Genomic DNA, 23407 nt, shown 5'->3' with positions numbered 1-23407 from the left:
GTCCTATCGGCATAACGGGGAGAATGACGGCTTCTTTGCCCTATCCCGCGCTCTATGCAAGCCATGGCGGCATATGGATCGCCACTCCCGAGGGAGAAATTCGCGCCTGTGGGCGCGGTGAAGCGATTGCGCGGGCCGCCGAAACGCCGATGATTCTACTGAATGCCCCGCTGGTTGGCCAGCGGCTCGGCTATCCCGACCTGTCGGGGCTCGACCTGCTCGAACTGTTCGCATTCGTGAACCCCGCGCATTTCGCGGTGCCGACCCCCAAGGGGCTGGCCCGCGCGCTGGGCCTGGCGCCGCCGCAGGATGACAGCGCGACCGCCGGATTCCTGCTGCGCGCGGCAGAGGCGCTGCTGGCGCGGACCGCAGATCCGCACTGGGCCGAGCGCGAGGGCGCGTGGACAGCCGCGCAGTCGCTGCTGCGCATGCGCTGGCCCTGGGCGGCGATCCTGTGCGAGCGGCTGGACAAGCCCACCCAGTCCGAACGCTGGCTGTTTTCGAAGCTGCCCGAATGGGAAGAAACACCGCCCCGCCCCGCCCCGCGCACCATCGCGCTCGATTCCGAATCGATCGTCGCACGGCTGGACCAGCTGACCGGCCACGGTGCCGAGCTGCGCCCCGGCCAGCAGGCCTATGCCAATGCGGTGAGCGCGGCCTTCACCCCGCGCGCCGCGCGCGACGAGCCCAATCTGGTGCTGGCCGAAGCGGGCACGGGGATCGGCAAGACTCTGGGCTATCTGACCCCGGCATCGCTCTGGGCCGAGCGCGCGATGGGGCCGGTGTGGATTTCGACCTATACCAAGGCGCTGCAACGCCAGCTGGCGCGCGAGAGCGAGCGGATATTCCCCGACCGGCGCGAGCGGCGGACCAAGGTGGTGCTGCGCAAGGGGCGCGAAAATTATCTCTGCCTGCTCAATCTCGAAGATGCGCTGCAGGGCGGTTTTCAGGGGCGCGCGGCGATTCTGGCGCAACTGGTGGCGCGCTGGGCCGCCTATAGCGCGGACGGCGACATGGTGGGCGGCGACATGCCCGGCTGGCTGCCGACATTGTTCCGGCGCGCCGGCTCGACCGCGCTCACCGACCGGCGGGGCGAATGCGTCTATGCGGGCTGCCCGCATTACCGCAAATGCTTCATCGAACGCGCGGTGCGCGCGAGCGCGCAGGCCGATATCGTGATCGCCAACCACGCGCTCGTCATGGTCAACGCCGCGCGCGGGCGCGAAGCCGCGAACCAGCCCACGCGGCTGATCTTCGACGAAGGCCATCACCTGTTCGACGCCGCCGACGCGATGTTCTCGACCGCGCTCAGCGGACAGGAATCGATCGAACTGCGCCGCTGGGTCACCGGGCCCGAGGGCAAATCGCGCGGGCGGCGGCGCGGGCTGGCGGCGCGCCTGTCCGACGTTGCGAGCTATGACGAGGAAGGCGGCCGCGCGATTACCGACGCGGTCAACGCCGCACAGGCGCTGCCCTCGGACGGCTGGCTGCAAAGGCTGGCGGAGGGAGCGCCCTTCGGCCCGATCGAGGCGCTGCTCGCCGCGGTGCGCGGTACCGTCTATGCGCGCGGGCAGGGCGAGGATGCGGGCTATGGCCTTGAAACCGAGATGGCCGAGCTCGACGGCGATATCGTCTCCGCCGCCGCCGGCGCGACCGAGGCGCTCGATGCGCTGCTGCGCCCGCTGGTACGGCTGGGCCGCAGGCTCGAGGCGCTGATCGAGGACGGACCGGACTGGCTGGACGGGCAGGCGCGCGCGCGCGTCGAAGGCGCGATCGCCAGCCTTGGCTGGCGCACCGATCTGTTGTCGGGCTGGCTGTCGCTGCTGTCGCGCATCGGCGGGCCGGCAGCCCCCGACTTTGTCGACTGGCTGGCCGTCGACCGGATCGAGGGGCGCGATTATGATATCGGGCTCCACCGCCACTGGCTGGACCCGACACGCCCGGTGGCCGATGTCGTGCTGAAACCCGCGCACGGGGTGCTCATCACCTCGGCCACGCTGAAGGGCGGCGGCGACTGGGACAATGCCGATGCGCGCAGCGGCGCGGTGCACATGACCCGCGCACCCGAGCGGTTCGAGGCACCGAGCCCGTTCGATTATGCCGCGCGGTCCGAAGTGCTGATCGTCACCGATGTGAAAAAGGGCGATATCGGCGCGCTGGCCGGTGCCTATGGCCGGCTGGTGCTGGCGGCCGAGGGCGGCACGCTGGGGCTGTTCACCGCGATCCGGCGGCTGCGCGCGGTGCATGCGCGCATCGCCGACCGGCTGGCGCGCGAGGGGCTGCCGCTCTATGCGCAGCATGTCGACCCGATCGACACGGGAACGCTGGTCGATATCTTCCGCGACGATCCACGCGCCTCGCTGCTCGGCACCGATGCGCTGCGCGACGGGGTGGACGTCCCCGGCCATTCGCTGCGGCTGGTGGTGATGGAAGGGGTTCCCTGGCCCAAGCCCACCGTTCTCCACGCCGCGCGGCGGCTGGCGGGCGGCGGCAGCGGGTTTGACGATCGGCTGATCCGCGCGCGGCTGGCGCAGGCGTTCGGCCGGCTGATCCGCCGCGCGGACGACCGGGGGATTTTCGTGATGCTGTCGTCGGCCATGCCCTCGCGCCTGCTGTCCGCCTTTCCGCCGGGCACCCCGGTTCACCGCGTGACTCTGGACGAAGCGGTGATGCACGTTAAAGACCGTCTTGGCCCCGTAACCTTGGGCGGTCACGAAGCAGCGGCGGATGCCGCGCATTTGGGGACAGGATGAAACGACTAACGCTGTTGCGCCACGCCAAGTCGAGCTGGGACGACCCGGTGGCCCGCGATTTCGACCGGCCGCTCAACGCCCGCGGCAAGCGCGCCGCCCGCCGCATGGGGCGCTATATCCGCGACGAACAGCTGGATTTCGATCATCTGATCTCTTCACCCGCGGTGCGCTGCACCGAAACGCTCGACCGCTTGTGGGAGGGGCTTGGTCGCGAGATCGAGGCGGCGTGGGACCGGCGGGTCTATCTCGCGTCTGCCGCGACGCTGATGGACGTGATCCATGATGCGCCCGACACCGCGCAGAGCCTGCTTGTGTGCGGGCATAATCCCGGTTTCGAGGATCTGATCCTCTCGCTCATCCCCGACCGTGCGGGCGATCCGCTGCGTGATGCGGTGGAAACCAAATTCCCGACCGCAGCGCTTGCCGAAATCCGGTTCGACATCGATGCCTGGAGCGAGGTGCGTTCGGCGAGCGGCGTGCTCACACGGTTCGTACGGCCGCGTGATCTCGATTCCGCACTGGGCCCGGACACCGCCTCGCACTGATTGCCATTGGGGTCCGCTCAGGCGGCGGCGAGCGCCTGGGCCAGCGTGGCGCGCAGCCGCTTGAGTTCGGCGAGCATTTCGGAGGATGTGCCCTGGAGCTGAACCGCGTCAACCGCCACCGATGCGGGCGCGGGTGCCGGGACCGCCTCGGGCTCGACACTTTCTTCCGCCGGTCCATTCGCCTTGGGCGCACGCTGGCTCAGCAGTTTCTGGACGCCCTTGATCGTATAGCCCTCATGGTTGAGGAGCTGATCGATCCGCTTGGCGAGCGTCACATCGGCGGGCCGGTAATAGCGGCGCTTGCCCGCGCGCTGGAGCGGGCGGAGCTGCGGAAAGCGCGTTTCCCAATAGCGCAGGATGTGCTGGGGCAGGCCGAGTTCATCGGCCAGCTCACCAATCGTCAGAAACGCGCCTTCAGACTTGTCCGCCACGATTCAGATCAACCCGCCTTCACGATCCGATCACGCAGCATCTGGCTGGCGCGGAAGGTGAGCACACGGCGGGGCGCGATCGGAACCTCAACCCCGGTCTTGGGATTGCGGCCGACGCGTTCGCCCTTGTCGCGCAGGACAAAGCTGCCAAAGCCGGAAATCTTCACATTCTGGCCGTGGGACAGCGCGTCCGACATATATTCGAGAATCTGTTCCACCAGCTGCGATGATTCCGACCGGGACAGTCCGATTTCACGGTGGAGCGAGTCGGCAAGGTCAGCACGGGTGAGCGTCGATGCAGAAGTCATTTTGATCCTCTCATGTACCGCGTTGTTTTCCTTTTAACATTGCGGTCCACGGCATTCAATCGGGGGGAGAATTAGTAGCGGACGACCGCCGCCCCCCAGGTGAATCCGCCGCCCATCGCCTCGAGCACGACGATATCGCCGCGCTTGATCCGCCCGTCGCGCACCGCAAGATCGAGCGCGAGCGGCACAGACGCCGCCGAAGTATTGGCATGCTGATCGACCGTGACGACGACCTTGGCGGGATCGAGATCGAGCTTGCGCGCGGTGGCGTCGAGAATCCGGGCATTGGCCTGATGCGGGACCAGCCAGTCGATATCGCCGGGCTCAAGCCCCGCCGCGCCAAGCGATTCGCCGAGCACATTGGCGAGGTTGACCACCGCATGGCGGAACACCTCGCGCCCCTTCATCCGGAGCTTGCCGACGGTGCCCGTGGTCGAGGGACCGCCATCGACGTAAAGCAGTTCGTTGTGCCGGCCATCGGCGTGCAGCTTGGTCGACAGGATGCCGCGGTCTTCCTCGGTTGCGCCGAGGACGATCGCGCCTGCGCCGTCGCCGAAGAGCACGCAGGTGTTGCGATCTTCCCAGTCGAGGATGCGGCTGAAGGTTTCCGAGCCGATCACCAGCGCATGGTTGGCAGAACCCGCACGAATCATGCTTTCAGCAACCGAGACCGCGTAGAGAAAGCCCGAGCAGACGGCCTGCACGTCGAAAGCGATGCAATCGTCGATGCCGAGTGCGGCCTGGACCTTGGTGGCCGAAGACGGGAAGGTCTGATCGGGGGTGGCGGTGGCGAGCACGATAAGATCGATCGCCGACGCCTCAACCCCGGCTGCAGCCAGCGCCTGCTGCGCGGCTGCGGTGGCGAGCGTCGCGGTGGTTTCGTCGGGCCCGGCGATATGACGGAAGCGGATGCCGGTACGCTCGACGATCCATTCGTCGGACGTGTCCACCGTCTGCGCCAGTTCTGCATTGGAAACCCGGCGTGCCGGAAGTGCCGAACCCGTGCCCAGAATCGCCGCGCGACGCATCATGACTTGTGTACCTCTGCCCCCCAATGGGCCTTGAAATGATCGAGATCTTCGGTGATTCGACGGGTCAGATCGTTGCGGACCATCTTGGCCGCAACGCCGATCGCGTTCGCGACGCCGACTTCGTTCGCACCACCATGGCTCTTTACTACCAGACCATTGAGGCCAAGGAAAACCGCGCCATTATGGTTGTTCGGATCGAGATGATGGCGCAGCAGCTCGGTAGCGGGCCGCGAAATGAGAAAGCCGATCTTGGAGCGCAGCGAACTGCGGAAGGCGCGCTTGAGCAGATCGCCGACGAACCGCGCCGTGCCTTCGGCGGTCTTGAGCGCGATATTGCCGGAAAAACCGTCGCAGACGACGACATCAACCTCACCGCGCGACAGACGATCGCCCTCGATGAAGCCGGTGAAGTTCATCGGCACATTCTGCGCAGAACGCAGCGCGGCCGCCGCATCCTTGATCTCGTCGGTGCCCTTCAGATCCTCGGTACCGATGTTGAGCAGCGCCACGCGGGGCTGCTCAAGCTCGATCACGGTACGCGCATAGGCGGCGCCCATCACGGCGAACTGGATGAGGTTCTGGGCGTCGCACTCGGTATTGGCGCCGAGATCGAGCATGACCATATCGTTGTCACCGAGCGTCGGCAGCAACGCAGCAAGCGCCGGGCGATCGATGCCGGGCATCGTTCGCAGCGCAAGCTTTGCCATCGCCATCAGCGCGCCGGTGTTACCGGACGACACAGCGGCCCCGGCATCACCCGCCTTCACGGCGTTGATGGCAAGGCCCATCGACGTGGAACGCGCACGACGAATCGCCTGGCTAGGCTTGTCCGTCGCCGCCACCACATCGGGTGCGTGCAGGATTTCGGAAGCAGCGCGCAGATTGGGGTGCTTATCCAGCCCCGCCTTTATCTGCGCCTCATCCCCAACAAGCAGGAATCGCATGCCGTCATGCTGACGCCGCGCAAGCGCGACGCCGGCCAGCATGACGGCCAAGCCTTCATCGCCGCCCATCGCGTCGACAGCGATCCGCGGCGATAGGCCCACCGGTCCGTACTCCTGCGATTCTTTTGGGATCAGCCTTCGACCGAAACGATCTCGCGGCCGTTATAGTGGCCGCACGCCGTGCACAGATTGTGCGGGCGCTTCAGTTCGCCGCAGTTCGGGCATTCCTGATAGCTCTCGATGCTCAGGGCATCATGGCTGCGGCGCATGCCGCGCTTCGACGGCGAGGTTTTTCTCTTGGGGACAGCCATTCCGGCACCTGTTCCAGTTCTTCAAAAAACAAAATGTGCGGTTACGCCCTTGATGCCTTGATAGCAACCGACGGCCTGTAAAGGCCGCGGGCCAAGGCGGCCGGGCTCATCGCGAACGAAGCCGCGCGTATAGCGATTCGGCCAATAGTTGCAAGGCCCGTTGCAACCGCAAGCCGCGCATGACAGGTTTCGGATAGCAAAGAAACGGGGGACTTCATGATTTTACCCATCACGCTGACCATCGCGGGGGCGGCCGCACTCATCAATCTCTGGCTGGGGATTCGGGTGGGCCAAGTGCGCACCGCGGCCGGAGTCTCGATCGGGGACGGCGGCAATCCGCATCTGATCGCCCGCATGCGCGCGCATGCGAACTTCACCGAATATACCCCGTTCGTCCTGATTCTGATCGGTCTGATCGAATATGCGCAGGGCACCAGCCTGTGGCTATGGGCGGTGGGCGGCGTCTATCTGCTCGGCCGGGTGCTGCACCCCTTTGGCATGGACGGGCTGAAGCCGGCACGGATGGCCGGCACGATGATCACCATGCTCGCGCTGCTCGGCCTTGGCCTCTACGCGATCTCGATTCCCTATTTCACGCCGCAGGCGACGGTGACCGAAATCACCGCCATCGGCTGACCGCTCTATAGAATCGTATCGACTCAGCCGCGTGCGATCGCCGCATCGCCCACAAAGGGGTTGGTGCGGCGTTCGTGGGCAAAGTTGCTCATCGGGCCGTGCCCGGGGACAAAGGCGGTCTCGCCGCCCAGCGGCCAGAGCTTGCCCGTGATCGAATCGAGCAGATCTTGATGGTTGCCGCGCGGGAAATCGGTGCGGCCGATCGATCCCTGGAACAGCACGTCGCCGACCATCGCCACCTTTGATTCGGGATGGTGGAACACGACATGGCCCGGCGTGTGGCCGGGGCAGTGGATGACGTCGAGCGAGAGATTGCCGACCTGGACGGTATCGCCATCCTCGAGCCAGCGATCAGGCACGAAGCTGCGCCCCTCTACGCCATATTTCGCGCCGTCCTCGCCCAGCCGGTCGATCCAGAAGGAATCGTCGCGGTGCGGCCCCTCGATCGGCACGCCCAGTTCCTCGGCCAAAATGCCCGCCTGCCCGCAATGATCGATATGGCCATGGGTGACGAGAATCTTCTCGATCTCCACGCCAGCCTGCGCGGCCGCCGCCTTCAGCCGATCGAGATCGCCACCCGGATCGACAAACGCCGCCTTGTTGGTTTCGGTGCACCAGAAGAGCGTGCAGTTCTGCTGCAGCGGGGTGACGGGGATGATCGCGGCCTTCATCGGCGGGGTGGGCGTGTTCATGGACAGGGAGATGGCGGTTGCGGCGTCGCGATGCAAGCGCCGCCCGCACCCGCGGGATCAGGGCGCGAGCGGCCGCGCCCTGGCACGGGCGAGGACGAGCGTGAAGAAGTCGCGCGCATCGCTCCATTCATAAAGCGGCGACCAGCCGCCCGCGCGCAGCAGCATGCGCGAATCGCGCGCGCCGTATTTATGGCTGTTCTCGCTATGGATCGTCTCGCCCGCGTGCATCGCGAAATCCTGCCCGGCAATGCGGAAGGTGATGTCCCGCTGCGCCTCCAGATGCATTTCGACGCGCGAGTCAAAGTCGTTCCAGACGACTTTATGGCGAAAGGCATCGAGCGGGATCGTGCCCTGCAACTCGCGGTTGATGCGCGCGAGCAGATTGAGGTCGAACCGCGCGGTGACGCCCTGCGCATCGTCATAGGCGGGAAGCAGCACCGATTCGGGCTTTGCCCGGTCGAACCCGATCAGGAGCAGCGCGCCCTCCCCAAGCGAAGCGCGCATCGTGCGCAGCAGATCGACCGCCGCCTCGGGCGCAAGATTGCCGATGGTGGAGCCGGGAAAGAAGCCGAGGCGAGGGTGCGCGGCCGTCCAATCGGGCAAGATGATGGGGCGGGTGAAGTCGCCGGTGATCGGCTCGATCCGGATGTCCGGGAAATCAGCGGCAAGGGCATCGGCCGATTCACGCAGAAAGGCGGCAGAGATATCGATGGGGATATATCCGGCGGGCGCAATCGCGCGGAGCAGAAGCGGGGTCTTGGTGGACGCGCCCGATCCGAATTCGACGACCACTGCGCCGGGCGCCACATGGCGGGCGATTTCGGCGGATGTGGCAGCGAGCAGCGCGGTTTCGGTGCGGGTCGGATAATATTCGGGGAGCCGGGTAATCTCCTCGAACAATTCGGACCCCGCGCGGTCATAGAGCCAGCGCGCGGGGATGGCGCGCTGGCCGCTCATGGCGAATCCGCGCAGCACATCGGCGCGAAAGGCGGGGTCGACCGCGCTTTCCGACCGGGCAAGCGGCGTATCGGCAGCCATATCAGATGTCCCGCGCCAGCCGGACGCCCGAAAATTGCCAGCGCTGATGCGGATAGAAGAAGTTGCGGTAGCTCGCGCGCGCATGGCCGCGCGGGGTGGCGCAGCTGCCGCCCTTGAGCACGAACTGGCCGCACATGAACTTGCCATTATATTCGCCGACCGCGCCCGGCGCGGTGCGGAAACCGGGATGGGCGAGATAGGCGCTGCCGGTCCATTCCCAGACATCGCCGAACATCTGCCGCAGGCCGTCGCTGGCGGCGGCGGCGCGCGGACGAACGGGCTCCGCCCGGTCGAGCTGGTTGCCCTCCAGCGGATCCTGCGCGGCGGCGGCCGCCTCCCATTCCGCCTCGCTCGGCAGGCGCGCGCCCGCCCAGCGCGCAAAGGCATCGGCCTCATAATAGCTGATATGCGACACCGGCGCGCCGGGGCGCAGCGGGTGGAGCCCGTCGAGCGCGAACTGCATCCAATCATGCCCGTCGCGCTGCCAATAGAGCGGCGCGAATATGGCTTCGCGTTCGACCCAGGCCCAGCCATCGGCCAGCCACATTTCTGGCCGACGATAGCCGCCATCGTCGATAAAGGTGCACCATTCGCCGTTCGAAATCGGGCGATCGGCGATCAGATGTGGCTGAAGCTGGACGGGATGGCGCGGGCGTTCGCAATCAAAGGCGAAGCCTTCCACCCCGGCATCCCCAATCTCCACGAGCCCCGCCCGCCCGGCAAGCCAGCGCAGCGGCCCCGGTTCGGGCGCGGGATCGCTGCGCGCGGTATCCCAGACCGCAGGAAGCAGCGGATTGCGCGAGAAGAGGTGGAGAATATCGGTGAGCAGCAATTCCTGATGCTGTTGTTCGTGATGGCAGCCCAGTTCAACCAGCGCGCACGCGGGCGGCGGCAGATCGGGCAAGGCGCGCAACAGCGCCGCATCGACATGCGCGCGGTAGGACAGCACCTCGCCCAGCGAAGGCCGGGTCAGCAGCCCGCGTTCGGGGCGGGCGTGGCGGGGCCCCTCGGCATCATAATAGCTGTTGAACAGAAAGGGCCAGCGCGCGTCGAAAAGGCGGTAGCCGGGGACATGATCGCGCAGCACGAAGGTTTCGAAAAACCAGCTGCTGTGCGCGAGGTGCCATTTTGCCGGCGACGCATCGGGCATCGACTGCGCGGTGGCGTCGGCATCGGACAGGGGCGCCGCGAGCGCGACGCTCAATGCACGAACATTGTGGAACAGCGCAGTCAGCGCAACGGGCGCGGCCTCTGGCTTTAGCCGTGATGCCATCCGGTTCCTCCAGCGTCCTGCCCCGCAAGGGCGTGGGCCTCAGCCCCCCGCCCTCACAGTACGCGCCGGAACCGGATCGGTTTCAGCGCGAGGCGCCGGGCACCCACAAAATATCGTCGGCACCGCCGCCGTTGAGCATGCGGCACATGACGAAAAGATGATCGGACAGCCGGTTGAGATAGGCGAGCGCCTGCGGGTTGAGCGGGACATCCTGCCCGGCGGCGACGGCGGTGCGCTCGGCCCGGCGGGTGACCGCGCGCGCCAGATGGAGCGCAGCGGCAGCCGGGCTGCCACCCGGGAGGATGAAGCTGTGGAGCGGCTGCAGATCGGCGTTCATCGCATCGATCTCGCGTTCCAGCCGGTCGACCTGCTCGGGCACGATGCGCAGCGTCATTTCGCTGGGCGCAAAGGTTTCGCCGGGGGTGGCGAGATCGGCGCCGAGATCGAAGAGATCATTCTGGATACGCGCGAGCATGACGGCATAGGGATCGCCGGCGGGCAGCGCGGCGACGGCGATGCCGATCGCGCTGTTCGCCTCATCGACCGTGCCGATCGCTTCCATGCGGGCATCGTTCTTGGCGATGCGGCTGCCATCGACAAGGCCGGTGGTGCCGTCGTCCCCGGTGCGGGTGTAGATCTTGTTCAACTTTACCATGGGATCAGCCCCGAGAAACGAGAAGCAACAATACAACAACGATAACGGCCAGCGCCTGGAACAGGATCCGCATCATCATCATGCGGTTCTGTTTTTCGCTGGACGGGCTTGGCCCGTCTCCCTTGAGATCCTCCTCGCTCGTCTTGAGGAAGGCGATGATGCCGCGCACCAGCGCGACGACGGTCGCGATGACCGCGACGATGAGAAGGACGACGAGAAGCGTGCTCATAAGGCTATTTGTCTAAGCCCTTCGTTTCACAATGCCAATGGGCGATAGCCGCCCGGAAAAATGCCCGCGCGCAGATCGGCCACCAGGTGCCGCGGATCGACGCCCGCCGCGCGCAGATCGGCGATCGCGGGCGCGCCGTTGCGCTTGGCAAGCCGCGCTCCGTCTGCGGTGCCGAGCAGATCGTGATGGACATAGACGGGGCTGGGCAGCCCGAGCAGCGCCTGGAGCAGGCGGTGGACATGCGTCGCCTCCAAAAGGTCGCGCCCGCGCACGACATGGCTGATCGCCTGTTCGGCATCGTCGACCGTGACCGAGAGGTGATAGCTGGTGGGCGAATCCTTGCGCGCGAGCACGACATCGCCGTGGATATCGGCGCGCGCGGGGTGGCGCGCGCCGGCGCCGTCGACCCAATCGACCGGGCCTGCCGCCGCCATCGCCCGGGCAGTATCGAGCCGCCAGCAATGCGCCTCTCCCTCCGCGCGCCGCGCGGCCATATCGGGCGCGAGATGGCGGCAGGTGCCGGGATAGAGCGGCCCATCGGGCCCATGCGGGGCCGAGGCGCTGGCCGCAATCTCACGCGCAATGTCGGACCGGGTGCAGAAACAGGGATAGACCAGCCCGCGCCGCTTCAGATCCTCAAGCGCCATCCGGTAAAGCGCGGTGCGCTGCGACTGGAAGACGATTTCGCCTTCCCATTGCAGGCCCAGCCAGAGCAGATCCTCGATAATCCCGTCGACATGGTCAGGGCGCGAGCGGGTGGGGTCGATATCCTCGATCCGCAGCAGGAAGTGGCCGTGCGCGCGCGCCGCAAAATCATGCGCGAGGAGCGCCGACCAGGCATGGCCGAGATGCAGGCGCCCGGTGGGGCTGGGGGCAAAGCGTGTCGCAACTTCGGTCATCCCCAAGCCCTAGCGCAGAACGGGGGTTGACCGTGAGTCGCGTGATATGGTGTCATGCCCATGTCATCATTTTCCGCAAGGAAGATGGGGCCAAGGGAGAATACAGGCGACCATGTATCACCCCGATCTGATCCGTCACCCGGACAATTGCCCCGCGCTGGTGCTCAACGCGGATTACAAGCCGCTCAGCTATTACCCACTCAGTCTCTGGCCATGGCAAACCGCTGTAAAGGCTGTCTTTCTAGATCGCGTATCGATCATCAACCATTATGAAAGAGAGATCCGAAGTCCCACCTGCGCGATGAAACTGCCCTCCGTCATCGCGCTCAAACAATATGTGAGGCCCTCGGAATATCCCGCCTTTACCCGGTTCAACCTCTTCCTCCGCGATCGTTTCCAGTGCCAATATTGCGGCATCTCGCGCGATCTGACCTTCGACCATGTCATTCCCCGCACCCAGGGCGGACGCACCACCTGGGAAAATGTCGCCGCCGCCTGCGCGCCCTGCAATCTGAAAAAAGGCGGCCGAACGCCGATGGAAGCAGGGATGCACCTGCATGTGACGCCAATCCGCCCAACCAACTGGCAGCTGCACGAAAATGGCCGCGCCTTCCCACCCAATTATCTGCACGATAGCTGGCGTGACTGGCTCTATTGGGACATCGAGCTGCTCGCCTGACGGATCAACGCCCGCAGCTGACGCTTCCCGAGCCAACCGCAGATACCGTGCAGGCGGGCCTGCCCGTGATCACCGTTTCGCCCGATCCCGACGATTGCACCTTGGCGCTGGTCCGCGCGGCGAGCGCGACCCGGTCGCTGCTCTGCGTGGTCAGTGTCAGATCATTGGCGAGCAGCTGCGCCCCCTCAACCCGCGCCGAACCACGCACGACCCCGCCGAACATCCGCGCGGTGCCCGCAAGCCGTGCCGAGGATGATCCGGTGGCGACAAGCTCGAACCGGTCGACCGCGATACCATCCGCCGCGAAGGTGGCCGAGCCATCGAGCGTGCCGACGAACCTTTCGCCGCGAAGACGGTTGACGCTGAGCGCGCCGCTGCCGATCAGCGTGACGCCGCGCAGCGCCTGGGTGGAAAGGCGCAGCATGACCGGCCCGGCGGCGCTGGTCCTCCCCGGAAAACCGCCCCAATCGCGGGAATCGGTGCGGATGACGAGCGTGCGCCCCTGGACATCGAGGCGGACGCGATCGAGCGCCTCGCGGTCTCCGCTGGCGCGCGCGGTGGACGAGCGGCCGGTTTCGAGCGTGACCTGATAGGGTGCCTCGAGCCGGATCCGATCGAAATCGGTGACGGTGAAGCCGCGCTCCGCCGCCAATGCCGGCGCCGACCCGAAGGCCAGAAACGCGACAATGGCGACATGAGAACGCCGCAGTGTCTGGCCGTCAGTTGGCGGCTGGCGCAGCCGCAGCCGGGGTGCAGCGCACATCGCCCGAACCCATTTTGTTGACGCTGCACTGCGTGGTGCCCACGATCTCGACATCCCCCGACCCCATGATCGAAACATTGGCCTTTTCGGAGGCCGCAAGCTTGAGGTCGCCCGAGCCGGCGATCGAGATATCGACGGTTTTCGATGCGACGCCCATTGCCTCGACATTGCCCGAGCCGGCGATCGAATATTCCTGATGCCCGACGCTGCCCTTGGCAAGCTTCACATCGCCCGAGCCCGCGATCGATACATCGAGATCATCGGCCTTGATCGCGTCGATCGCGAGATTGCCCGAGCCCGCCATCTTCGCTTCGAATTTGGCGGCGGCGACGCTGTCGATCTGCATGTCGCCCGAGCCGGCCAGGCTTGCGGCCTTGATCGCGGGGAGGGTGACGGTGAAGGTGACCGCGCCGTTATTGCCGCCGATCTGGACGCCGCCCGTCCGCTTGCGGCCGATGCGCAGATCGCTGCCCTTCACCTCGACCTCGAGCCGGTCGAGCAGCGCGGTATCGCCCTCGGCCTTGACAGAGAAGGGGCCGCCGACCTTCACGATGACCGTGTCGGGGCCGTAGGCCGAGATTTCGTCGAAATTGGCGACGTTGTAGCTGCGCGCGCCGTTCTGGCCGCTGAGCTTCACATCGCCGGCATCGCTGTCCACCGAGCAGCCGACGATCGCCATAAAGGCCGGGACGAGAAAGATTGCGCGCATTGCCGAACTCCCACTGTGTTACGCAAGCAATACAGAATGCAACGGGGCGCGTCCAGCGATATCAGGCAGATATGAAAAAGGGCGGCCCAAGGCCGCCCTTTTCGGATCCCATAAAGGACCGCTCAATCCTTGGCGTGGAGCGGCGCGGCCTTGTTCAGGATTTCGAGAATCTTCGCCTGCGCGCCGGGTTCGTCGGTCTCTTCCATCGCCGCGAGCTCGCGGGCGAGACGGCTGGTGGCCGCTTCGAAGATCTGACGCTCGGAATAGCTCTGTTCGGGCTGATCGTCGGCACGGAACAGATCGCGGACCACTTCGGCGATCGACACGAGGTCGCCCGAATTGATCTTGGCTTCATATTCCTGCGCGCGGCGCGACCACATGGTGCGCTTGACCTTGGGCTTGCCCTTGAGCGTTTCCATCGCTTCCTTGAGCGTCTTGTCCGACGACAGCTTGCGCATGCCGACGCTTTCGGCCTTGTTGGTCGGAACGCGGAGGGTCATCCGCTCTTTTTCGAAACGCAGAACGTACAGTTCGAGCTGCATGCCCGCGATGTCGGTGCTCTGAAGCTCAATGACGCGCCCAACGCCGTGCTTGGGGTAAACGACATAATCGCCGACGTCGAAGGACAAAGCCTTGGAAGCCATGTGTTGTGGCCCTTTCCATGGGGAAGACCGCCAGAATATGGGTATCCTTCCTGACCATGCAAGTCGGGACGGGGAAACCATATGGCGGTCAGCAGGTGTGAATCTCCTCTAGCGTCGTGGTAAACACGCGCTTGCGATGACGGAGTTTAACAGAGTCACAACAAAAATGCCAGCCCGCGTTCATTTTTGCGGGCGGCAGCACAGCAATTGATCGCGATGGACGGCGGCGGAGCCGCCGTGCCTCAATCGCCCTGGCCGGGTTCGGGCGAGAAGAATTTCTCGTATTTCCCGTCCTGTCCCTTGAATTCATCGGCATCGGCGGGCGCTTCGCGCTTGCGCGTGATGTTGGGCCACTGCGCCGAGAAGGTGTTGTTGAGCTCCAACCATTTTTCGAGACCATTTTCGGTATCGGGCAAAATGGCCTCGGCCGGGCATTCGGGTTCGCAGACGCCGCAGTCGATGCATTCGCTGGGGTTGATCACCAGCATGTTGTCGCCTTCGTAGAAGCAGTCCACGGGGCACACTTCCACGCAGTCCATATACTTGCAGCGGATGCACGCGTCGGTGACGACATAGGTCATTGGGATCAATCCTCCTGTAGCGGCCCTGCTATTGCCCCGATTCCGATCCGTCAATCTGCTCTTTTGACGCCGAAGCCGGTGGAATCTCCCGATAGAGCGCCGCCGCCTCGGCGGCGGGCCCGCGGCGCAGGGGCAGTTGCTCGATCCGTAGCACGCGGACATGGCCGTGGACCATCAGGCTGAGGACGCTACCGGGCCGGACCAGCGCATGCGCGCGGTCGACGCGCCGCCCGTCGAGCCGGATATGCCCCGCCGCGCACAAGGCCTGCGCCACCGCCCGCGTCTTGGCCAGCCGCGCAAACCAGAGAAACCGGTCGAGCCGCTGCGCGGCGACCCCCGGCGGATCATCGGCCATGCGCGCGCACCAGATCGGCAAGCCCGGCAAAGGCCCCGTTCACGGCGCGTTCCTCCGTCCGTCTGGCGCGCGGGCGCCCGCGCCACGCCCAGCCATCGGCGCGCGATTCGAAGCCGAGCAGGCGCATCAGCCGCGCCAGCGCATCGGTGCCGAGGCCAACCGAGGTGGCGAGCGCGGAATCGGGCTGGAAGGGACGACGGCCGCTACGCGCCTCATGCGCGGCGCGGGCGATGCGTTCGACCAGATCGACACGCAGCGCCTGCTTGCCGAAGCTGCGGAAATCGGGGAGCCGCGAGGGCGCATCGAGGAGCACCGCGCCGGGACGCGGCTGCGCGGGCAGGACGATATCGTCGCGCGCGGCGATGAGCGCCATGCGCCAGCGCATCGCCTCGGGCTTGAGCAGCGCGGGATGATAAAGGTCGAGCGTGCCGATCTCGATGCCGAGACGGCGCGCCTGATAGCGCCCGTCCTTGTCGAGGCCTTCGAGCGCGCGGTCGACCGCACCGCGCGGGGCCACCCCGCCCGCCTCGCCCAGCGGAACGAGCAGCGCGCGCAGGAAGGGCGAGGTTTCGGGGTCGGCGGCAGCGTGCGCCAAGCGCACCAGCGGACGGAGCTGGCGCGCCAGCTGGGCCGCCAGCCATTGTTCGATCCGGCCACGCACGCGCTTGCGGGTGAGTTCGTCGAGCGAATCGAGCGCGCGGTCGAGCCGGATCTGTGGCTGGATGAGGCTGCGCCCACCCTGGAGCGCGGCAATGGGCGCGCCCTGCCAGCAGATCTGCGCGCGCGCGCCGGTTGGGGTGTCGAGGACGAAATCCTTGTCCTCCCCCGCCACCAGCCGCGCCGCGCGGCGGCCCAGCTCCACAGCCAGCCGGCGTTCGGCGACGGCCAGCAGCCGCTTGCGATCGGCATGGCGCGCATCGGCGGCGGGGTGGAAGCGAAAGCCTTCGAGCCGGCCGATCGGCTCGTCATCGATCAGCACCGCGCCGTCATCGGCGATGGTGAAGGGAAAGGCATCGGGGTCCGAGCCGATCTCGCGCATCAAAAGCGTGGTGCGGCGATCGACGAAACGCTGGGTGAGCCCGGTGTGAAGCGCATCGGAGAGACGTTCCTCGATCTCGCGCGTGCGTTCGGCCCAGTGATGCGGATCGGTGAGCCAATCGGCGCGGTGCGCGATATAGGCCCAGGTGCGGATCGAGGCGATCCGCGCCGACAGCGTCTCGACATCGCCCTGCATCGTATCGAGCCGCGCGATTTCATCGGCGAACCATTGGGTCGGCACATGGCCATTGCCTTCGGACAAATGGCGGAAGATCCGGCCGACGAGCCGGGCATGGTGCTCCGCCCCGGTCTTGCGGAAATCGGGCAGGCCACACGCCGCCCAGAGCCGACGGACCATCGGCCCGCGCGCGGCGCGATCCTGCACCCATGGTTCGGCCGCCAGCCGGCGCAGCACGGCAAGGTCGACCGCCTCGGGCGCGGCGCGCAGCTGGGGCAGGTCGGGGCGCTGTTCGAGCGAGGCGACGAGCGTGTCGAGCCGATCCATCGCCGGTTCGCCATTGCGCCAGAACAGATGCTCGAGCGACGGGAAATCGTGATTCTCGATGCGCTCAATCTCTTCGGGCGAAAAGCTGATTCCGCCCGCCTCGGGCCCCAAGGTGCCAAAGGTGCCGTCGCGGTGGTGGCGCCCCGCGCGGCCCGCGATCTGCGCCATTTCAGCGAGCGTCAGCCGCCGGCGACGGCGGCCGTCGAACTTGGCGAGCCCGGCAAAGGCGACATGGGCGACATCCATGTTGAGCCCCATGCCGATCGCATCGGTGGCGACGAGATAATCGACCTCGCCCGACTGGAACATTTCAACCTGCGCGTTGCGCGTGCGCGGGCTGAGTGCGCCCATCACCACCGCCGCACCGCCGCGCAGACGGCGCAGCATTTCGGCGACGGCATAGACCTCTTCCGCCGAGAAGGCGACGATCGCGGAGCGCTTGGGCAACCGCGAAAGCTTCTTCGCGCCCGCATAGCTGAGCGTCGAGAAACGCGGGCGGCCGACAATCTCGGCATCGGGGACGAGCGCGCGGATCATCGGCTTCAGGCTTTCGGAACCGAGGATCATCGTTTCCTCGCGGCCGCGGGCGCGCAGCAGCCGATCGGTGAAGACATGGCCGCGTTCGGGGGTGGCGCCGAGCTGCGCCTCGTCGATCCCGACAAAGGCGAAATCGCGGTCGATCGGCATGCTTTCGGCGGTGCACAGGAACCAACGCGCGCCGGGGGGCACGATCTTTTCCTCGCCGGTGATCAGCGCCACCGCGCCCGCGCCCTTCAGCGCGACGACGCGGTCATAGACCTCGCGCGCGAGCAGGCGGAGCGGAAAGCCGATCATGCCGCTGGAATGGGCACACATCCGCTCGACGGCGAGATGGGTCTTACCGGTATTGGTCGGCCCCAAAATGGCGGAAACCGGCAAACGCGCGAAACGGGTCATGCCCCCTAAATCGGCAATCGCACCGACAAGCGCAAGAACCCCGTTGCCGCGCAGCCCCCCAATCCCTCGATCCGCACGGTTCACCGCAGAAGGCGGCCCCCGCAATCGGGCTTAATTTGACTTTAACCCTGCGCCTTCACACACAGCCAAACGGGTCGAACGCCTTTCGGGGTGCTTCGAGGGGCAAAGTGGAATTCGGGGGGCGTAAGCCTTGTATCAGCGGAGCGACTACGCATTGGGCGCGAATGGCGGCGGCACGGCTGCGCTTTCGCTCGACCAGGCGATCGGCCGTGGCCAGGGCGGCACGTTCGGGCGCAAGAGCCCCGCCGCCTCGCGCTGGAGCCGCCTTCAGGCCGCGCTCGGCGACATCGACCTTGTTCCCGACCTTGGCGCGCGCATCGGTTCACGCGAATGGTTTCGCGGGGTGGCCACCTGCGTCGTCCTTATCTCCTCCGCCTGGGCGCTGTCGCCCGGACTGCGCCCGCTGATCGCGGTCGAACCCAACACTATCACCGAAGACGAGCGCAGCGAAGCGCGCGCGCAGGTGATCCAGCCGATGGCGCTGGGCAGCGACATGGGCAAGCGGATGAACGCGACCGATCTGGTCGCGCCGCTGACCTCGACCCCCGAACGCCCGTCGATCGATCTGGTCGCAACCGTCAGCCGCGGCGACGGCTTTTCGCGCGTGCTGACCCGCGCGGGCGTGGGCGATGCCGAGGCCGCACAGGTAGCCAGGATGGTGGCGCAGGCGGTGCCGATGAAGGAGATCATCCCCGGCACGCGGATGGACATCACGCTCGGCCGCCGCCCCAACCGCAATGTTTCCCGCCCGCTCGACATGCTCGCGTTCCGCGCGACCTTCGACATGCGGCTGCAGGTGGAACGCGTGAACGGTGCGCTGAGCCTGCGCAAGATTCCGATCGCGGTCGACCATACACCTTTACGCATCCAGGGGCGGCGCGGGTCCAATCTGGTGGCCTCGGCGCGCGCGGCGGGCGTTCCGGGCAGCGCGATCCAGGCCTATATCCGCGCGATCGCGACCCAGGTGCCGATGAGCCAGCTGAGGGCCGACGACCGGTTCGACATCATCATCGAACATGCGCGCGCCGAAACCGGCGAGACCAAGGTCGGTAAGCTGCTTTACGCGGGGCTTGATCAGGGCAAGCGCAAGATCCGCATGATCGAGTGGACGAGCGGCGGGCGCACCGAATGGTTCGAGGCAGCGGGCGTCGGCCAGCAGCGCGGCACGATGGTGCAGCCGGTAACCGGGCGGCTGACCTCGGGATTCGGGATGCGACGGCACCCGCTGCTCGGCTATTCACGGCTGCACAAGGGGCTCGATTTCGGTGCCCCGCACGGCGCCCCGATCCGCGCGGCGACCGACGGCGTCGTCACCTTTGCCGGGCGCAATCGCGGCTATGGCAATTACGTCAAGCTTCAGCATGGCGGCGGGCTCGCCACCAGCTATGCGCATATGAGCCGAATCGCGGTGCGCGGCGGCGCGCGCGTTTCGCAGGGGCAGGTGATCGGCTATGTCGGATCGACCGGACTGTCGACCGGGCCGCACCTCCATTACGAACTCTATCGCAACGGGCAGGCGATCAATCCGAAATCGGTGTCCTTCGTCCAGAAGGCGCAGCTTTCGGGCGGCGAACTCGCGCGCTTCCGCGCCAAGCTGAACCAGCTGACCGGCGTACGCGTCGGCGGACCGGCGGCAGCCCCGGCAGCCCCTGCGGGCGGCACACAAGCGGCAGTGCGCTGAGCCCAGCGCCCACGCGCAGCTTTGTTTCGCACAGAGGCGCTTTTCGTCACCCGCCTTTTCGCCTAACGCGCGGTATATGATCTATCCTTTCACGGTTTCGCGGCAGCTGTGGCTGCTTGGGTGCGGCAACATGGTGGGCGCGATGCTGTCGCGCTGGATCGAGACGGGGCTCGACCCCGCCAGTGTTACCGTGATCGATCCCTCGCCCCGCGCGGTGCCCGCCGGGGTGCGGCATTTCACCGCGCTGCCCAGCGGCGAGGCACCCCCCGCGCTCCTCCTCCTCGGCGTGAAGCCGCAGATGTTCGAAAGCGCCGCCGCCGGGCTGGCCGCCACCACCGATGGGGACACGGCGATCGCCTCGGTCATGGCGGGCGTAGACCTGCAGACGCTGGGCGCGGCCTTTCCTGACGCGGCGGGCGTCATCCGCATCATGCCCAATTTGCCGGTGGCGCTGGGCAAGGGCGTGGCGCTGCTCCACGCGGCTGACGGCACCGCCCCCACCGCGCGCATGGCGGTGCAGGCGCTGGCCGAGCCGCTGGGGCTGGCGATGTGGGTGGAAAGCGAGGCGCTGATCGACGCAGGGACCGCGGTTTCGGGATCGGGCCCGGCCTTTGTCTACCGCTTTATCGACGCCATGGCGTCAGGCGCGCGCGCACTGGGCTTTTCCGAGGACCAGGCGCAGCAGCTGGCGCTGGCGACCGTCGAAGGCGCAGCGGCGCTGGCCGCCGCATCGACCGAAACCCCGGCCGAACTGGCCGACCGGGTGGCAAGCCCCGGCGGGACGACCCGCGCCGGGCTGAATGTGCTGGATGCCGACCGGGCGATCTATGCGCTTGTGGAGGCGACACTCAAGGCCGCAGCCGAACGCGCGGTCGAACTGGCGGAGGAAGCGCGCCGCGCCAAGGCGACGGCGCAGGGCTGAGCCCCGCACGAATAACGGGGGGCGGGCCGCTGGTGTAGCGCCCGCCCCGGTTACTGATCAAGCCTTGAGCGACCCCGGTGCAAGCCCGCCCTCGGCATAGGGCAGGTTGATCCGGTAGAGATGCTTTTCGCTGAGCACCGCCATGACGGGGGCCGCGAAGAAGCGCAGCGCCGAAAACAGCACCATCGCCAGCGACACAAGGCCGAGATGCGCACCGATCCCGTCCCAGCGGACGAGGATGAACCAGGCCGGGACGAGGTGGAACATCCCCACCATCGTTTCGGGCAGGCACTTGTAGAGCGCGGTGAGCCCGGCATTTTCCGCCTTGAACTTGGGCGTCCGACGCCAGGCGAGCGGTTTGCGCGACAGGCCGGCAAAGCTGGCGACCGCCGCGACATAGGTGAGCGAGAGCCGCGCGAGTTCGCCGCCCAGCATGTCACGCAGCCGGCGCGTGCCGGTGAGGCGGTAGCGATGCCAGATGCGCACCAGCCCGCTTGCCATCCCGAGCAGCAGCACCGCCCAGCCGATATCGGGGAGGACCAGCGCGGGCAGCGCGTCGCTTGCCGTCATGACGGCAAGGAAGATGCTGGTGAACACCGCCATGATCTGGGTGACCGCCCCCGCAAGCGGGGCGAGGCTGCGCTGGAATTCGAGCAGCTTGCACCACGGCTTCAGGTTCGACGGCGCGGCAAAGGGCCTGGGCAGATAGAGACGCCAGTAACGGCACAGCTGCTGCACCGGCCCCGCCGTCCAGCGAAAACGCTGCTTCTTGTAATCCTCGAAGGTTTCGGGGATCAGCCCGCGCCCGAAGGTCTGGCGCAGATAGAGCCCGTGATAGCCGAGCGCGCGGATGCGCACCGAGACTTCGGAATCCTCGGTCAGGCACCATTCGGCCCAGCCGCCCGCGCGCTTCAGCGCCTCGGTGCGGATGAGGCACATCGTGCCGATGGTGAAGCCCGCGCCATATTGGCTGACGCCCGGCATATCGACCTTGTTGCTGGGCATATATTCCCAGTAGCAGGCATTGAGATACGGGCTGCCGGCATAGCCGCGATAATCGTGCGGCGTCTGGACATAGGCGAATTTGGGATCGTCGAAATAACCGACGAGCCGCGCGAGGAAATCGGGTTCGGCGAAATAATCGGCGTCGATGACGGCGATCACCTCGGCATCGGGCGCCATGCGCGGCAGGCACCAATTGAGCGCGCCCGCCTTGGCGCCAGCAAGCGGCGCGACATGGAAGAAGCGGAAGCGTTCGAAGCCAAGTTCGCGGTTGAGGCGCGCGCAGTGTGCCTCGAGCGGGCGCCACAGCGCCTCGTCGGGCGTGTTGTTGTCGCACACCATGACTTCGTAATTCGGATAATCGAGGCGCGCGAGATGATCGATCGTCGCGATCACCACTTCGGGCGGCTCGGCATAGCAGGCGAGCTGGACCGAAACCTTGGGCAGGCGCCCTGCGCTGCGCATCGGAAGCGGCGCGGTCGGCCGTTGCCATTCGCGGTGGGTGAGGAGCGACTGGCGCGCGAAACGCCCCGCCATCGAAAAGCCGAGGCCGATCATCCCGGCCAGGCTGCCGAAGAGCATCAGCACCTTGAACCAGTGCGGGAAGCCGAGTTCGCCGACGAGCGCAAAGCTCCACAGCGTCGCGATCAGGAAGGTGAAAGGGGCAAGCGCGGTTTCGCAGGCCCCGGTGAGCGTGAGCCGCGGCACGAAATGGCGCAGCGCGAAGACCGATGCGCCAAAGGCGATCATCACCAGATCGAGGCTGCCGCCCATGGGCACGGCGAGCGCCGCGATCATGCCCGAAGAGGCAAAACCAAGGCCGAACAGCGCCCATTCGGCGCGATCGTCGAACCGCAGTTGATAGGGACGCTTGACGTTCCAGGCCGCAAGCGCCGGAACAACCAGATTCATCAGGGCGAGAAACAGCAGGCCCGCGTCGAGAGACTCCCGTGCAAGGAGCATGTATAACCCTCAATCATTCCGCCCGGCAGCGCGCGGTCGTTTCGAGTCCAACCTCGAAGTCGTCTGCCGACTCAGGTATAATAAGCAAAGCGCGACCGCGCGCTTTTATGGCGGCTGTGAATTAGGCTTTGATAACTGAAGCCTCAACCACCCCAGCCTCCGCTCGTCCCGTTTTCACGCCGCGTGGACCGAAGCGCCAGCCTCTGTTTATGTAGTTAAAACAGAAACTATTTTACCCGAAGCGGCAGCCCCGCGACCATCAGCGTGACGCTGTCGCACGCCCCCGCCACGGCCTGGTTGACCGTCCCCGCAAGGTCGCGAAAGGCCCGGGCCAGCGCGTTTTCGGGCACGATTCCCATGCCCACCTCGTTGGTAACGAAGACGACCGGACCGGCCGCACCAGCGATCGATTCGACCAGCGCGCGGGTGGCGGCGACGCCGTCGCGCTCGGCAAGCAGCAGGTTCGACGCCCAAAGGGTGAGGCAATCGACCAGCACCACCGAGTCGGGCGCGGCACAGCGCAGGATCGTCTGGGGCAGATCGAAGGGGTCCTCGACCGTCGACCAGCGTTCGCCGCGATCATCGCGGTGGCGCGCGATGCGATCGGCCATCTCGGCGTCGAAGGCCTGCGCGGTGGCGACAAAGACCAGCCGCCCCGGCAGCGCTTCGGCGCAGGCCTGTGCATAACGGCTCTTTCCCGAACGGGCCCCGCCCGTTACCAGCGCGGTACGAAAACCGGTCTCTGTCATCATTCCGCGCGTCTAACAGACATTTCACTAAGCCGCCGGGATTTTTGCGCGGAC

At 66.5% G+C, this 23407-nt stretch carries 25 protein-coding genes; 6 read left to right on the top strand and 19 right to left on the bottom strand.

Annotated features, from left to right (window positions below; translation table 11 throughout):
• Positions 1–23: 23 nt before the first annotated feature.
• Both QYC26_RS09345 and QYC26_RS09340 read left to right on the top strand, forming a co-directional pair.
• Positions 24–2753 carry an ATP-dependent DNA helicase gene (locus QYC26_RS09345; RefSeq protein WP_317511964.1) on the top strand — a complete coding sequence of 910 codons (2730 nt, stop codon included), beginning with the start codon at positions 24–26 and terminating at the stop codon, positions 2751–2753.
• The gene (locus tag QYC26_RS09340; RefSeq protein ID WP_317511963.1) at positions 2750–3298 is read left to right on the top strand and encodes a histidine phosphatase family protein; all 549 of its coding nucleotides are present in this window, start codon (positions 2750–2752) and stop codon (positions 3296–3298) included. The genes QYC26_RS09345 and QYC26_RS09340 overlap by 4 nt, the downstream gene beginning before the upstream one ends.
• 17 nt (positions 3299–3315) lie before the next feature.
• Here the strand turns inward: QYC26_RS09340 and QYC26_RS09335 are convergent, their stop codons facing one another.
• The 5 genes from QYC26_RS09335 to rpmF form a co-directional block, all read right to left on the bottom strand.
• Entirely contained in the window at positions 3316–3732 is a 417-nt protein-coding gene (locus QYC26_RS09335; RefSeq protein WP_317515037.1) for a MerR family transcriptional regulator, read from the bottom strand.
• A gap of 5 nt (positions 3733–3737) precedes the next feature.
• Positions 3738–4037 carry an integration host factor subunit alpha gene (locus QYC26_RS09330; protein ID WP_317511962.1) on the bottom strand — a complete coding sequence of 100 codons (300 nt, stop codon included), beginning with the start codon at positions 4035–4037 and terminating at the stop codon, positions 3738–3740.
• Between the two features lie 71 nt (positions 4038–4108).
• Positions 4109–5068 (bottom strand): beta-ketoacyl-ACP synthase III, encoded by a 960-nt coding sequence (locus QYC26_RS09325; protein WP_317511961.1) that lies wholly within the window; start codon positions 5066–5068, stop codon positions 4109–4111.
• Positions 5065–6114, bottom strand: a complete 1050-nt coding sequence (gene plsX / locus QYC26_RS09320) for a phosphate acyltransferase PlsX (protein WP_317511960.1) — start codon at positions 6112–6114, stop codon at positions 5065–5067. Before plsX ends, QYC26_RS09325 begins: the two co-directional genes overlap by 4 nt.
• A 29-nt stretch (positions 6115–6143) precedes the next feature.
• The gene (gene rpmF / locus QYC26_RS09315; RefSeq protein WP_317511959.1) at positions 6144–6323 is read right to left on the bottom strand and encodes a 50S ribosomal protein L32; all 180 of its coding nucleotides are present in this window, start codon (positions 6321–6323) and stop codon (positions 6144–6146) included.
• A 216-nt stretch (positions 6324–6539) separates the two neighbouring features.
• Between rpmF and QYC26_RS09310 the strand changes: the two genes are divergently transcribed.
• Complete coding sequence (locus QYC26_RS09310; RefSeq protein WP_317511958.1) at positions 6540–6959, top strand: MAPEG family protein; 420 nt, start codon at positions 6540–6542, stop codon at positions 6957–6959.
• Positions 6960–6982: 23 nt separating this feature from the next.
• Here the strand turns inward: QYC26_RS09310 and QYC26_RS09305 are convergent, their stop codons facing one another.
• From QYC26_RS09305 to gluQRS, 6 genes are all read right to left on the bottom strand, one after another.
• Positions 6983–7651: an MBL fold metallo-hydrolase gene (locus QYC26_RS09305; RefSeq protein ID WP_317515036.1), complete on the bottom strand. Its 669-nt coding sequence runs from the start codon at positions 7649–7651 to the stop codon at positions 6983–6985.
• A 57-nt stretch (positions 7652–7708) separates the two neighbouring features.
• A complete protein-coding gene (egtD, locus tag QYC26_RS09300; RefSeq protein WP_317511957.1) occupies positions 7709–8689 on the bottom strand; it encodes an L-histidine N(alpha)-methyltransferase in 981 nt (326 codons plus the stop codon).
• Position 8690: 1 nt separating this feature from the next.
• Complete coding sequence (gene egtB / locus QYC26_RS09295) at positions 8691–9962, bottom strand: ergothioneine biosynthesis protein EgtB (protein ID WP_317511955.1); 1272 nt, start codon at positions 9960–9962, stop codon at positions 8691–8693.
• Between the two features lie 82 nt (positions 9963–10044).
• Complete coding sequence (locus QYC26_RS09290) at positions 10045–10617, bottom strand: cob(I)yrinic acid a,c-diamide adenosyltransferase (protein WP_317511954.1); 573 nt, start codon at positions 10615–10617, stop codon at positions 10045–10047.
• A 4-nt stretch (positions 10618–10621) separates the two neighbouring features.
• A complete protein-coding gene (locus QYC26_RS09285; protein WP_317511953.1) occupies positions 10622–10846 on the bottom strand; it encodes a twin transmembrane helix small protein in 225 nt (74 codons plus the stop codon).
• 26 nt (positions 10847–10872) lie between these two features.
• Positions 10873–11745: a tRNA glutamyl-Q(34) synthetase GluQRS gene (gene gluQRS / locus QYC26_RS09280; protein WP_317511952.1), complete on the bottom strand. Its 873-nt coding sequence runs from the start codon at positions 11743–11745 to the stop codon at positions 10873–10875.
• A 112-nt stretch (positions 11746–11857) separates the two neighbouring features.
• Between gluQRS and QYC26_RS09275 the strand changes: the two genes are divergently transcribed.
• Positions 11858–12424: an HNH endonuclease gene (locus QYC26_RS09275; protein WP_317511951.1), complete on the top strand. Its 567-nt coding sequence runs from the start codon at positions 11858–11860 to the stop codon at positions 12422–12424.
• Between the two features lie 4 nt (positions 12425–12428).
• Here QYC26_RS09275 and QYC26_RS09270 read toward each other — a convergent pair whose 3' ends face one another.
• The 6 genes from QYC26_RS09270 to QYC26_RS09245 all read right to left on the bottom strand — a co-directional run bounded on the left by QYC26_RS09270 (position 12429) and on the right by QYC26_RS09245 (position 17955).
• Positions 12429–13187, bottom strand: coding sequence for a GIN domain-containing protein (locus tag QYC26_RS09270; protein WP_317511950.1), 759 nt, complete (start codon positions 13185–13187; stop codon positions 12429–12431).
• On the bottom strand, positions 13144–13896 hold the full coding sequence (locus tag QYC26_RS09265; protein ID WP_317511949.1) for a head GIN domain-containing protein: 753 nt from the start codon (positions 13894–13896) through the stop codon (positions 13144–13146). Before QYC26_RS09265 ends, QYC26_RS09270 begins: the two co-directional genes overlap by 44 nt.
• A 122-nt stretch (positions 13897–14018) precedes the next feature.
• Positions 14019–14540, bottom strand: coding sequence for a CarD family transcriptional regulator (locus QYC26_RS09260; protein ID WP_317511948.1), 522 nt, complete (start codon positions 14538–14540; stop codon positions 14019–14021).
• Between the two features lie 242 nt (positions 14541–14782).
• A complete protein-coding gene (gene fdxA, locus QYC26_RS09255) occupies positions 14783–15121 on the bottom strand; it encodes a ferredoxin FdxA (protein ID WP_317511947.1) in 339 nt (112 codons plus the stop codon).
• A gap of 28 nt (positions 15122–15149) precedes the next feature.
• Positions 15150–15476, bottom strand: a complete 327-nt coding sequence (locus QYC26_RS09250) for an RNA-binding S4 domain-containing protein (RefSeq protein ID WP_317511946.1) — start codon at positions 15474–15476, stop codon at positions 15150–15152.
• Entirely contained in the window at positions 15466–17955 is a 2490-nt protein-coding gene (locus QYC26_RS09245) for a helicase-related protein (protein ID WP_317511945.1), read from the bottom strand. The genes QYC26_RS09250 and QYC26_RS09245 overlap by 11 nt, the downstream gene beginning before the upstream one ends.
• A gap of 211 nt (positions 17956–18166) precedes the next feature.
• On the opposite strand from QYC26_RS09245, the gene QYC26_RS09240 reads away from it, so the two are divergent.
• A complete protein-coding gene (locus QYC26_RS09240) occupies positions 18167–19717 on the top strand; it encodes a peptidoglycan DD-metalloendopeptidase family protein (RefSeq protein WP_317511944.1) in 1551 nt (516 codons plus the stop codon).
• Positions 19718–19793: 76 nt separating this feature from the next.
• Complete coding sequence (gene proC, locus QYC26_RS09235; RefSeq protein WP_317511943.1) at positions 19794–20639, top strand: pyrroline-5-carboxylate reductase; 846 nt, start codon at positions 19794–19796, stop codon at positions 20637–20639.
• A 57-nt stretch (positions 20640–20696) separates the two neighbouring features.
• Here proC and QYC26_RS09230 read toward each other — a convergent pair whose 3' ends face one another.
• Positions 20697–22604, bottom strand: a complete 1908-nt coding sequence (locus QYC26_RS09230; RefSeq protein ID WP_317511942.1) for a glycosyltransferase — start codon at positions 22602–22604, stop codon at positions 20697–20699.
• Positions 22605–22831: 227 nt separating this feature from the next.
• Positions 22832–23356, bottom strand: a complete 525-nt coding sequence (gene cobU / locus QYC26_RS09225) for a bifunctional adenosylcobinamide kinase/adenosylcobinamide-phosphate guanylyltransferase (protein WP_411197588.1) — start codon at positions 23354–23356, stop codon at positions 22832–22834.
• Positions 23357–23407 lie beyond the last annotated feature (51 nt).

It is taken from the genome of Sphingomonas sp. C3-2 (genome assembly GCF_033025475.1).
GTDB lineage: Bacteria > Pseudomonadota > Alphaproteobacteria > Sphingomonadales > Sphingomonadaceae > Sphingobium_A.
This window is presented reverse-complemented; position numbering and strand designations above follow the sequence as displayed.